The sequence below is a fragment of the Coleofasciculus sp. genome, from assembly GCF_046539235.1.
In the GTDB taxonomy this organism is placed as follows: domain Bacteria; phylum Cyanobacteriota; class Cyanobacteriia; order Cyanobacteriales; family Coleofasciculaceae; genus Coleofasciculus.
On sequence record NZ_JBKHHI010000150.1, the window covers coordinates 1 to 13,888 of the forward strand.

The 13,888-nt window shown below is 46.1% G+C and carries 5 protein-coding genes; 4 read left to right on the top strand and 1 reads right to left on the bottom strand.

All coding sequences use genetic code 11. From position 1 onward, the window contains the following. Nucleotides 1–745, bottom strand: a 745-nt coding sequence (locus ACLFWI_RS14945; protein ID WP_446413582.1) for an RtcB family protein, incomplete at its 3' end; no start/stop codon positions are given. Between the two features lie 148 nt (nt 746–893). Here ACLFWI_RS14945 and ACLFWI_RS14950 point away from each other — a divergent pair. The 4 genes from ACLFWI_RS14950 to recD2 all read left to right on the top strand — a co-directional run bounded on the left by ACLFWI_RS14950 (nt 894) and on the right by recD2 (nt 13,873). Next, complete coding sequence (locus ACLFWI_RS14950; RefSeq protein WP_446413583.1) at nt 894–2,930, top strand: FAD-dependent oxidoreductase; 2,037 nt, start codon at nt 894–896, stop codon at nt 2,928–2,930. Nucleotides 2,931–3,200: 270 nt separating this feature from the next. Continuing rightward, a complete protein-coding gene (locus tag ACLFWI_RS14955) occupies nt 3,201–8,375 on the top strand; it encodes a tetratricopeptide repeat protein (RefSeq protein ID WP_446413584.1) in 5,175 nt (1,724 codons plus the stop codon). Nucleotides 8,376–9,087: 712 nt separating this feature from the next. Continuing rightward, the gene (locus ACLFWI_RS14960; RefSeq protein WP_446413585.1) at nt 9,088–11,361 is read left to right on the top strand and encodes a caspase family protein; all 2,274 of its coding nucleotides are present in this window, start codon (nt 9,088–9,090) and stop codon (nt 11,359–11,361) included. A gap of 178 nt (nt 11,362–11,539) precedes the next feature. After that, nucleotides 11,540–13,873: an SF1B family DNA helicase RecD2 gene (recD2, locus tag ACLFWI_RS14965; RefSeq protein ID WP_446413586.1), complete on the top strand. Its 2,334-nt coding sequence runs from the start codon at nt 11,540–11,542 to the stop codon at nt 13,871–13,873. Nucleotides 13,874–13,888: the final 15 nt, after the last annotated feature.

The window sequence follows — 13,888 nt, forward strand, 5'->3', positions numbered from 1 at the left end:
GTTTTTCCACAATTCGCTTAAAACGCGCCATCATTACATCGCGATTATAACGGGCATAATTTTGCGCCCATTGTAAATCTCGCCAGTAGGCGGCAAATTCTGGAGTTCCAGCAATAAAGTAGGCTAAATCCGGATCAGGTAAGCGATTCCCGGCTAGTTTCGCTAATTCCTTCGCCGTGCTAATGTGACACTGCGCCAAGCGATTGCCAATATTCCGAGAACCAGAATGTAGCATTAACCAAACGGCATCCTCCGTATCGATGCACACCTCAATAAAATGATTTCCGCCACCCAGAGAACCCAACTGCTTCATCGCTTTTCCTTGCACATCCTGTACACCACGATGTAAGTCTTTGAAATGCGCCCAGCCTTGCCAATTGCTGGCATCTTTTTCTACCTCTTTATTTTGGTTAAATCCCAGAGGAATGGCGGCTTCAATATCTAAGCGAATTTTCTTGAGTTTACCCTCAAGTTGTTCCGCCATAAATGGCGTTTTAATCGCTGCCATTCCACACCCAATATCGACGCCTACAGCAGCAGGAATTACGGCATCTTTGGTGGCAAGAACAGACCCAACTAATGCCCCTTTACCTAAGTGAACATCTGGCATTAACGCCACATGTTTAAATACAAAGGGTAGGGATGCCACGTTTTTTGCCATCTGGGTTTCCTCATGACCTAAATCATGATTTGCCCAGGAGAAAACGGGCTTATCGGTGGACAGTTTCAGTTGTTCGTAAGGCATAAATATGCGCCTCTAGCGCTAAGTAACATTGCTATAATACAATTATAATACAAAAAGATTTCGTTGAGGAGATGAACTTATTGGGGGATGGCAACGTCAAGGCATCCACTGTAATGTAGCATTTGATACGTCCTGCATTTTAACCTTTATGAAGCCTTCTCGACGTGTATCTGCCGGAAAATCGCTGGTTTGCTTGTCTTTTAGCCTGATTTCGCTACTATCCTTTGTCCCAGTTTCCCGTAGTACCCCCGATGGCACTCCCGATGAAACCGTCACCTGTGAAATCTTGGTGGTTGGGGGTGGATTAGCGGGTGCAGCGACGGCTTATGAAGGGTTACTCGCCGGACGAACAGTTTGTTTGACAGAGATTACCGACTGGGTAGGGGGACAGATTTCCTCCCAGGGAACCTCTGCACTTGATGAACGCCCGACTCAGCGATCGCGCCTTTTCTATTCTCGCGGTTATTTGGAATTGCGGGAACGGATTAGACGCAAATACGGGGAACTGAATCCGGGGGATTGTTGGGTGAGTGAATCCTGTTTTATTCCCAGTGACGCCCACGATATCCTCTTGGATATGTTGCAGGATGCAGCCAAACGGGGGAAAGGAACACTGAAGTGGTTTCCCTCCACGGTGATAAAGGAACTTGACTATAACCCGACGGGGAACTTGATTAAAAGTGCGATCGCCATTCAGCATCAACCTGCTGCTGATGCACCCCCCCTGAACACATTTCCCTTATCCCAAACCATTGAAGATTGGTATCAGTACCAGGATTCCCCCCAGTTTGACAAAACCATTATCCGCTTCGTTCCGCAAAACCCAGAACCCGGAAACGCCCCAGATTGGTATGTTGTGGAAGCCACAGAAACGGGAGAACTGATTGGGTTAGCAGATGTCCCCTACCGCTTAGGAATTGACCCCCGTTCCCATCTCGAACCCTCGTCTTCCAGTGTTACGGGGAACCCTTATTGCACTCAGGGGTTTACCTACACCTTTGTCATGGAAGCCACGCAGGAACCGCAAAGCCATGAAATGCCGCCTTTTTATCGGCAGTACGAACCCTATTATAGTTATGAATTACCGCGATTAGCCGACTTTGGCTTAGTGTTTACCTATCGGCGCATCTGGAGTCCGAAAAAAGGTGAACCGGAGAAATTTGGCGGAATTTCCTTTACTGCGCCCACCGTCGGGGATATCTCCATGCAAAACTGGACGTGGGGAAATGACTACCGTCCCGGTACAGAGGTTGATAACCTTGTTTATACTCCTGACCAATTGCAAGAGACGGGACAGTTAGCACCGGGCGGCTGGCTGGGTGGCTTGCGAACCGAGAGTTTACGCAAAGCAGAGGAACTCTCCCTGGGATATTTCTATTGGTTAGTCGCGGGAAATACGGACTCCCAACTCGGCTATGGCGTCAAGGAACCCCATCCTAGTTACCGCTATTTATCAGGATTAAACTCACCCATGGGAACGGTACATGGGTTATCCAAATATCCTTATATGCGGGAAGGGCGGCGAATTATTGGACGCCCTGCGTTTGGGTATCCGGAGGGGTTTACGATTTGGGAAATTGATATGTCTCGCCGCAATTACCGAGAGGAGTATTACCGTCAAACCTTATCTCCCAAAATGTATCGCCAGTTATGGACGGCTTTAGCGGGACGAGAAGCGATTTCGGTGATTCAGGGTGAGGTATCACCGGATGAGGTGAATCGACGTACTCGTTCAACCATTTATCCGGATTCGGTGGGAATTGGACATTACGCGATTGATTTTCATCCCTGCATGAGTTTCTCGCCCCCAGAAGCGCCAGGGAATACGGAACGGGAGGGGGAACGTCAGGGGGCGGGTCAAGCCTATCCGTTTCAGATTCCCCTGCGGGCGATGATTCCGCAAAAGATTGACAATATGTTAGTGGCGGGAAAAAGTATTGCTACGAGTCACATTGCAGCAGCGGCGTATCGGGTGCATTCCTTTGAATGGTCAGTGGGTGCAGGGGCGGGAACGACGGCGGCGTTTGCGTTGGAGAAGGGGATTGCACCGTTTGAATTGGTGGATGGACTTCCACCCTATGATTCGCAGTTGCAGGTGTTGCGGCGGCGGTTAGAACGGAATAATAATCCGACGGCGTTTCCAGATACGTCGATATTTAATCAAGATTGGGAGGATTGGCGTTAAAGGAAACGTGCGATCGCGCTGTTTGTAGTAGCCTGTTTGTAATAGCCTGTTTGTAGTAGCCACTTTAGTGGCTCTTCGTGCCTCAGTATTCAACCGGACATGACATTACATCTCTGTAAAGGGCGCACGTTGGTAAAGGGCGCACGTCAGTGCGCCCCTACGATATGTCACATCTGTGCTTATGTCTGTCCTTTTGCATAACCTCCCCCTGACTGAGAGATATAAGAACGAGACGTTTATAATTCTTTATATCACTTGATAATTCCAGCGATGCAATACCAACTGAAATATCTGGGCTTAGTTTGGGTGACAGCACTCCTGTCAGTGACGACTCCTGTCATACCAATGGGTAGCATTGCGCCACTTGTTGCCCAGGCGCAAACGGTAGAAGATCAAAAAGCCGAGGCGGAACGACTCTTCCAACAAGGAGTGCAGGAATATCGCCGAGGGCAATACCAACAGGCGTTGGCAACCTATCAACAAGCGCTGGAAATACAACAAGCCCTCAATGATCAGGCGGGAATCGGGCAAACCCTCAATAATATCGGTGAGGTTTATTACTGGTTGCGGCAATATGAAGCCGCTTTAACCAGCTTACAGCAGGCACTCTCCATTCGCATAGCACTCAAAGACCGTGCTGGAGAGGGAGAAACCTTAGATAACTTGGGTATAACCTATCACGGCTTAAAGGACTATGATCAAGCCTTAGAAACCTTGCAGCAAGCGCTTTCTATTCGTCAAGAATTACAGGATCGCAGCGGAGAAGGCAAAACTCTCAGTAATATTGGCGCTGTTTACGCTTTTAGCTTACAACAATCGACCCAAGGCTTAGAAACCTTACAGCAAGCGCTGGCGATACAGGAAGAAGTCGGGGATAAATTTCATACCGCAATCACCTTGCGAAGAATCGGCAGGGCGTATGCAATCCTGGAAGACTATTCTCGCGATTTGGAGTGGTCAAAGAAAGCGTTAGTTCTTAGCCGTGAGATTGGTAACCGTGCGGGTGAGGGTGAAAGTTTAATGGCGATAGGATACGCTTATTACTATTTAGAAGACTATGACCGCTACTTGGAACATTTCCAGCAAGCTTTACTCCTAATTCAAGATGCCGGAATTCGTCCATTAGAAAGTGGTATTCTATTCTGGCTTGGAACTACTTACTTTGACAAACAGCAATATGATCGAGCGCTAGACCATTATCAACAGGCATTGCTCTTAGGGCAGGAAGTGGATCAATCACTAGAGCTTAGCCTTCTTTTAAAAACAAGAATAGGATCGGCTTATTTTATCCAAGGAAAATATAAATTAGCATTGGAATTTTTTCAGCAAGCCTTACCTCTTGCCAGAGAAATAAAGGATAAGTCGCAAGAAGCTATTATCCTGATGTTGCTCGGCAATAGTTATAACCAGGAAGGTGATTACATCAGTGCGTTAGACTTTTATCAGCAAGGACTCATCCTTGCACGAGAACTAGAGGATAAATTACAACAATCTCAACTTCTATCATTCATAGCCTTTAGTTACGATAGGCAAGAAAAATATGATCTGGCAATTGAATACTACCAACAAGCATTAGCCATTCAGCAACAACCTCTCAATGATCGCACAGCACAACTAAATACCATCCTTCAAATCATGAGAGTGTATTATCTAAGTGTCGGTTCTGCCCATGACCAAAAAGATTATTCTCTTGCTCTTAAACAAAGCGAAACGATCATTGCTTTAGTTCCAGAAGCGTTAAATATTGCTACAGAACTACAAGATTCAATAAATAAACAAGAGATCAGGCAGATAGAAAGTAGTACTTATGCAAGAATTGGTTCTATCTACTATGATTTGTTAGATTTACCAAAAGCCCAAAAGTTTGCCGAACAAGGTCTAATTATTGCGCGACAGTCTGAAAATTTAGAAGCAGAAGCTTTTCCTCTATATGTTCTTGCTAGAGTGTATGGTTCACTGGGAGATTATGCCAAGGCGATTGAATTCTATAAGCGAGAGTTAGATATTGCGCGACAACTCAAAGATCCATTTTCAGAAACGCGATCTTTAATTAGTCTTGCTAGTACTTATAATATGGTGGCAGACTATGAGAAGGCGATCGAGTTATTCCAGCAAGCATTAGTGCTAACAGGAGAAATCAATAGTTCTGAACTAGCACCTAATTTACAAGACACAGCGTTGAAGTTGCGAAACAATGCATTGAGGGGTTTAAGCCTGGTTTACATCAATCTTGGAGACTTCGATAAAGCGCTTGATTATGCTCAGCAAAACGTAAGTTGGGCGCAAAGTATCGCAAAATCGGATAAAGAAGCAGAGGCGCTGATTCAGTTGGCTAATGTATACAATTTGTTCCGAGATTCTGCTAAAGCTGTGGAGTTAATTCAACAAGCTTTATCGATTGCCCAAACAATAAAATATCCTCAGATAGAGGCAAAAGCATGGGATAATTTGAGTAAAATTTACAACCAGCAAGGCGATCATCCCTTAGCGCTGGATGCCGCCAACAAAGTAGGGGAAATTGCTAAAGCGTTGGACGATCCAAATCTAGAACGGAATGCCTTGGATCAGCTTGGGAGTATTTACAAAAGCCAGGGCAACTATGAAAAATCATTAGAGTTAGCGCAGCAACTTTTGACCCTAATTAGGCAGAATCAGTTAAATGACTTTGAAATCACAGCTTTAACGAAGTTAAGTTCCAATTATCTTTGGCTGGGCAATACAGAGAAAGCAATTGAATATGGGAAAGAAGCTTTAGCATTAGCGCAGCAAAGACAAGTTCCCGGAGAGGAGCAAATAGCTTTAACCGGATTAGCTCAAATCCATAGTCAACGGGGAGAATACGAGCAGGCGGTTGAATTGGCGCAAAGGAGTTTAGACATTTCCCAACGGACAAAAAACTTCTTTGTAGAAGTCGCGACTTCAAAGGTTCTTAGTGAAGCTTACGCCGCCCTCGGAGATTATCAAAATGTCATTAGTGTTGCTGAACCCGGTTTAGCCCGATCTCGGAAATTGAATGATCGCTATTCTGAAGCGGAGTTACTCATTAATTTGGGTAGTGCTTACAACCTTATTGGAGAATACAGCAAAGGCAAAGAGTTGATTGAGCAAGGTTTGACAATAGGTCGAGAACTTCAAAATCCAGTTTTAGAGTGGTTGGGGTTAGCAAAGCTGGGCAATGTTTATAGGTCGCTCAAGGATTATCAGAACGCTTTGGAGCTGTATCAAAAAAGCTTAAAAATAGCTCAGGACAACAACAGTCCTAGATTCCAGCCATTACCATTAACCCTTTTAGGGATTGCTTATTCAGAGTTGGGAGATTACCAGACAAGCAGTGAGTACCTTCAGCAAGCACTACCCATTTTGCGGACATTGCAAAATCGTCATGACGAAAGTATCGTTTTGACAATGATCGCTTTAAATTACTTTGCTCAAGGAGAAGCTGAAAAAACCCTTGATTTCGCTCAACAAGGGTTAGTTATAGCCCAGGAAATTAAACAGCCTGTTCTGGAAATAATGGCTAACGAGGTGCTAAGTATTGGTTATGCTGAATTAGGGGATGATCAAAAAGCCATGGAGTCAGCCCAAGCTATTTTAGCATTCACTCGAAATGTCCAAAATCTTACCTTAGAAAGGGCTGCACTGAACCTCATCGGTAGTCTACACCGGAAATTTGGCAGAAAGCAAGAAGCCATCGCTATTTACCAACAGGCATTAGCTATCAATACGCTTGAGGAAGTCATTGGTGATAAATCTTATAGCTATGCAGGTTTGGGGCGGGTTTATGCAGAGTTAGATCAACCTAATATTGCTATTACCTATTACAAACAAGCAATCAATGACTTTGAAGAAATTCGGCGGATTAATCAAGAACTACCGCCCCAGTTACAAGAGTCTGCTCTACAAGCCATAATTGATTTTGACGGACTAACAACCGCTGATATTTATCGCCAATTAGCGGACTTGTTATTATCCCAAGGGCGAGATAAGGAAGCCTATCAGGTATTGGAACTGTTGAAGATACAGGAAATTCGCGATTTAGCCAGAGGTACAGTCTCAACAGATGACCAACCGGATGTACTTCTCAGCGAAGCCGAGAAAAAGGTTCAAGCTGAAAGTCAATCTCTAATTGCTTTAGGACGACAAATTAATGAATGTGAACGAACGAATTGTACTGAAAAAAGTGAGTTAAATGACCGTCTGACTGTTTTAATCCGTGAGTTTAATCAAAACTTGAAAACCATTGAAAAAGAAATTCGCTCCAACCGGGCGACTGATGATCTGTTCTTCGATCCCAGGAAACTCGCTAAAGCCAGGGAAATTGTAGAAGCTCAACCGCATACCGTCTTAATTTACCCGTTGGTGCTAGAGGAAAGACTCTGGTTAATCATGTTCTCAGAAGGGGGAGTTGTTCATAAACAAGAAGTTAATATTGGAGAAGAAGAGTTAGGAGAAACAGTTAACCAATTTCGGAGATTACTGGAAAATAACCGCTCGGATATTGCCGAAATTAAAGAAACGGGAAAACAACTCTACGACTGGTTAGTTAAACCCTTTGCTGCTGAACTGAAGCAAAACCAGGTGCAGAATTTAGTGTTCGCTTTAGATCGGGTAACGCGATATATTCCTATGAGTGCTTTGTCCGATGGGGAAAACTACTTGATTGAGAATTATACCATCTCGACCGTCTTCTCAGCCGATTTAACCAATATTGGTGCTCGCCTTCCTGTGGATATTCAAGATATCCCAGTCCTAGCAATGGGTGTATCTGATGCGGTTGGTGGTTTCTCATCCTTACCATACGTCCAAACTGAACTTAATGCCATTGTGCGCCAAACAACCGATGATGATCTAGGAATTTATCCAGGGAAAACGTTTCTTAATGATACGTTTGACTATCGCAGTTTGCGCGATAATTTGACGGGACACAAGATTTTACATCTAGCGACTCACGGAGTATTTGTTCCGGGTAGTGCGGATGACTCGTTTCTGTTGTTAGGCGATGGTGAACAGCTAAGAATTTCCGACATTCAAACGTTAACTCAGTTACAAGACATTCATCTCGTCGTACTTTCTGCTTGCGAAACAACCTTAGCGGGTTCGCGTCCAGACGGTGTAGAGATTGCTAGTGTTGCTTACTATTTCCTCAGTAATGGAGCCGATGCGGTGATGGCTTCTCTGTGGAAAGTGAATGATGCTAGCACTAGCTTAAAGATGCGACAATTTTACAACAATCTTGCTCAAGGAACGGAACAAAACTCTGTCACTAAAGCCGAAGCATTGCGACAAGCACAACTGGCTTTGTTGAGGGGAAACTTTTCCGTTGAAGATATAGAACGAGCGGGACTTTTGTTACAAAGTCCTGAAGGCTTACCCGCCAGCGTGACGACAAATCTGAACCATCCCTATTATTGGGCGCCCTTTATTCTTATTGGTAATGGACTGTAATGGAGTTCGTAATCAGGACTTTAGCCTAAAATTATCCACCTAAATCTGGGTTCCCACCCCCGTTATAAGCCAGTCCGCGTAGGCGGACTTTGTTTGTGTAGCAGCGATTTCAATCGCCTTATCTAAAGGGGGGTAAATTGGTGGAATAGATTTGACTTACGCTCTACCCAACCGACAAGACCTGGTTTTTCACAATAAAAAATCTTAGCTAACCTCTATCAATACTGTGTCAAAATGATCAAAATTATTACGTTGGGTTTAAGCCTCCTCCCCTTACAGCAGTTTGCTCTGCTATGCGGTACATTGTCGATCCCCCTAAATCCCCGTGCAATAAAAGCGAAGCATCCTCTGGTTTCCCCCATGAAACTAAAAGCGAAGCATCCGCTGGTCTCCCCCTTTTTAAGGGGGACGGAAGGGGGATCAAAAAGGGGGACGGAAGGGGGATCGACAAGGGGGACTTTGATCTACTTACTGTAATTGCCTCCATTGGCAGTATGCTCCTCGGAGGTCATTATATAGCGACAGTAATTCTTTTGGCAGTCGCCTTTTTCTTTGGCAGCGTATTTGTACTTATAAATGTTAATAGTTCCGTTGGTAGGTAGTACAGAATATATACGCATTCTTCCTCTATTAAGTTCTGTAAGGGTGTGTTAATACAGCCGTTACCCCTGTAACTTTAATTGTCCCCATATATAACCCCACAAATCGACTTATGTCACCAATCAAACGCCGTCAATTTTTGCAATTCGCTGGCTCAACCCTCGCCACTCTGGGCTTGAGCCAACTCGATTTCCACCGTCAAGCTCACCAGTATGCCCGTGTTCTCGCTCAACAGACACCCCGTAAACTAGCACTCCTTGTCGGTATCAACAAATATCCCCCCGGAATTTCCTCCCTGCGTGGCTGTCTTACCGATGTTGAGATGCAATACGAACTCCTGGTGCATCGCTTTGGCTTTAACCCCAAGGACATTCTCCTATTAACCGACGATACACCCAATAAACCCACACGCCAGAACCTCCTCGATGCCTTCGAGACGCACTTAATCGAGCAAGCGCAACCGGGTGATGTTGTCGTTTTCCACTACTCCGGACATGGTTCCCTTGTTCTTGACCCCGATGCAATTCCGATTCATCCCGATATCGAAGGTTACAACGGCACCATGGTTGTCTATGATTCTCGCCAAAATAATCAAGATTTCCACGTCAACGATATCATGGGCAAGACTCTATTTCTGTTGATGTCTGCCCTAAACACAGAAAACGTCACCGTCGTCCTCGATAGCTGTCATTCTGGCGGTGGTACTAGGGGAAACCTCGTCTATCGCGCCCTTGACTCTCGGTTATCGGGAAACAATGCTCAACCCAGCGCCGCCGAGTTAGCCTATCAAGAACGGTGGATGACCAAACTGGGATTGTCACCCAGTCAACTCAAAACCTTACGCACCCAGGGTATCGCCAAGGGAATGGCATTGGGTTCAGCCCAGGCAAATCAACTGGCGGCGGATGCGCCCTTTGGCGACTTCTACGCCGGAGCCTTTACCTATCTGCTCACCCGCTACCTTTGGCAACAACCCTTCAATAAACCCCTGGCTACCGTCTTTGCGAATCTGGCGCGGAGTACGCGGGATGTGGCTCAAGCCTCGCGCTTGGAACAAGACCCCATCTTTCAGGTTAAACCGAATAGCGACTATGCCCAAAAACCCCTCTATTTCCTTGACCCGGACACCCCCGCCGCCGAAGCCGTGGTGCGTCGTATCGAGGGAGATCAAGTTACTTTCTGGTTAGGCGGTATTTCCGCTCAGAGTTTACAAGCCTTTGAAGAAGGGGCAGAATTTAACCTGATTGATACCAAAGGACAGGTTGTTGGGGAAGTCGTCCAAACTCATCGCCTTGGCTTAGTCGGATATGGCAGATTAAAATCCAGCCAACGGCAGACAATTCCCCCAGGAACGCTGATGCGAGAGCGGATTCGCGGCGTACCCGCTAACTTAGCGTTAAAAATTGGTCTGCACGAGTCTCTCGGTAATCAGACGGAAGCAGCTAGAGCCGTTTTAGAAACCATTGAACGGGTAAACGTTGTCCCCGTGAATACTAGCACAGTCGCCGACTATCTCCTGGGACGAATGAGTCAGGAGTCGCTCCAGCAAGCCCGTCAGCGTGATATCGTTACGGCTGCATCCATGGGGAGTATTGGGCTATTTTCCGCCGGACTCACGCCAGTTCCCGACTCCTTTGGACAACCGGAGGAATCGATAACGCAAGCGGTACAACGCCTACGCCCCCGTCTAACCATGTTATTGGCGGGTCGGATACTCCGTTCTATCCTCAATAGCGATACCTCCCACTTGAATATTACCGTTGACATTAATCCCTTGGGGAGGCGAGGTGCTTCTGTGAGTACGGGACGCCCCTCACAGACGGAAGCCGGACTTGTTACCCAATCCCTGGACACAGAGATAACCCAACTCCAGATAGGGACTGAGGTGGAGTTAGTGATTCACAACCACGAAAACCGCAGCCTTTATATCGGGGTGCTGGTCATTTTCGCCAATGGTGATATCTATGTCTTGCATCCGATAACCTGGGGGGCGCCGGAAGAAGCGGCAAAACTAGGCGGTGGCGAGTCGATGGTGATTCCCCAGAAAATCGGTGATCCGACCAAGGATTTTCGCTTAATGGTGCAGGAACCCCCTGGTTTCTTTGAACTTTTGGTTCTCACCAGTACAGAACCCTTACGGGATGCGTTGAAAGGGTTACAAGACATTGCCAGACGTCGCGGTGCATCGGGGACTCCCCTGGGTTTGACGGAAGATATCACGGAAAATTCGGATAGTGAGAGTCCCGTGGCGGTTATCGACAGTTTGCTGGGGGATTTAGACCGAATGTCTCGCGGTAGAATAGCGTCAGTACGGGTTCGTCGTCGGCGCCATATTGATACGACCAAACTGGCTGCCTTCTCAACTATCCTGAAAGTTGTTGAATAACGTTTTAGCTCGATCATGTTGTAGGTTAGACCCCTGGAACCTAGGCGGATAATTCTTTCCGAGTAACCCAACCCAGGCAGGTTCAAGTACTACGCGCCATCGTGAGGACAAATGAAGAAAAATTCAAATCCTATACAATTTAGGATTTCTTGTTCACCTGTTCAGGAGGCAATCAATCATGTCAATGGCTTTCCCAACAGATAACAGCGATCAATTACCCAGCCTAGAGCCAGCAGAAATTGAACAGTATCTTGCCAGTGGCATATTTCATGGCATTGGTAAGAAGACAGCCGCTTTGCTGGCGGCATATTTTGGCTCGGATACCCTTGAGGTTCTGGAGTTCTCACCCCAACGACTCAAACTTATTCCTGGGTTATCCCAATATCGGATTGATGCCATTCTCTCGGCTTGGGAGAAAAGCAAGCATAATCCCGTCCGAGGGACTCAAGCTTGGTTGCTGGGGATGGGGATATCTTTGGGGTTAACCCTGAAACTGACGGACTACTATGATCAGCGTACAGCATCTGTCCTCAACACCAACCCTTATCAGATTATTAATGAGATTGATGGAATCGGATTTAAAATAGCTGACAGTTTAGCGCTCAAGTTGGGAATGCCTCCTGATAGTCCCCTGCGCTATGAGCAAGGGATCATTCAAACTTTACAAGATGCCAGAAATCAGGGGCATTGTTTTCTCCCCAGCTCCGAACTTATTGAAGCAGCACTAGGGTTATTGAGTTGTCCCGGACATACACCGAATCCCCGGTTACTTAATCAGGTATTAGAGAATGCGCTCGCCCAAAAAATTGTAGTGGAGGGACGGTTATCCGAGTCGCTCTATTTAAAACCAATTTATCGGGCGGAGGTTAATGTTGCCCAATTGATTCTGTATTTTGCCTCTCGGAGCCAACTGCCTATCGAACCGTTAGAGGAGTGGTTACAAAAACTAGAAGCAGTAGAATGGCGGCAGTCTGGGGTACTTGCTCCAGAACAGCGACAGGCACTGTTAAAGTCTTATGCCCAACCAATTAGCATTATTACGGGGGGTGCTGGGCGAGGGAAAACGCATATTTTGAAGTATTTGATCGATTGGCTAACGGAGTGTAGATTCAAGGTGGCTTTAGCTGCACCCACAGGAAAAGCGGCGACAAGAATGAAGAACGCCACCGGGTTAGATGCCCAAACGATTCATCGTCTCCTTCAGTGGCGAGGGTATGGTCAAAAGTTTGAGTTTAATCAGGATAACCCCTTGCCGATTGACTGGTTAATTATCGACGAATTTAGTATGGTCGATATTTTCCTGTTTAATTCTCTCTTAAAAGCCTTAGAACCCCATACGAGAATCGTATTGGTTGGGGATCATAATCAGCTTCCGAGTGTGGGCGCGGGAATGGTGCTGCGCGACTTACTGATATCTGAAGTTGTACCCTGTTCTCGCCTGAAAAAGATTTACCGCCAACCGGAAGAAAGTCCGATTATCTATGCCGCAGAAGATGTCATTCGTGGCGTAGTTCCTAATTTGCAGCGGTTTAACTCTCCTCTCCAATGGCAAGAGGTTTCCGATTGCGCCCTGCTGTGTCGCCACACCCCTGAAACAATTGCCGATACCATTGTCGAGCTAGTGGCACAGATGCAGAGTGATCAGGTTAACTTAAAAGATCAGGTAATGGTTCTTGCTCCCCAAAAGAAAGGGGTGGTTGGGGTTCAAGCCTTAAATAAACGATTACAGCCTCTGTTTAACCCAAAACAACCAGAACAGCCAGAAGTCGAAACGGGGGAGGTGGTGTATCGAGTTGGCGATCGCGTGATTCAATTAAAGAATAGATATGATACAATCCCGGCGGTGATGAATGGTGAGGGGGGTTGGGTAATTGAGGTTCATCCTAAATCCCAGCCAGAACGGGTTACGGTTGCATTTGAAGGTGGCGCGGTTGTTGATTATGTCCCCGGCATTTTTGAGCAGATTATGCATTCGTTTTGCCTAACGTGTCATAAGGCTCAAGGTAGTGAATTTCAGTATGTAATTATGCCTCTGTCGCCTTCAAACCACCGGATGCTTTCTCGTCAACTTCTCTACACCACAATGACTCGTGCCAGCTACGGTGGATTTATCGCCGTTGGTAGACCAGAAACCTTAAAGTTTGCCGTCAGTGTCGATAAACCAATGCGCCGATATACTCAGTTGCCTTTATTATTATCTGAGTCTGATCAAACTTTAATTGATGCACTTAATCAGGTGAGAACGATGCAGGCTCCAGCATCACCCAATCAACAATTTGTTAGCGTGGCGATGCGACTCCGTGAACTCAACATTGATGCGACTAAAGGGCAAAAGACTTCGATTGGCTCGCTGGCGCTCCAGCTTTATCAATCCCATTATGGTCGCCGTCCCTCCAAGCGCCCAGAAGTGATAGAATCTGGACAAAAGTTTAAAACCTATCATTATGAAAATGAAGCGATTGAACTGCTGGATCGGGCAATTATGACTATTATAGAAGGCGATCGTCATTAACTGTAGTTGCACCAT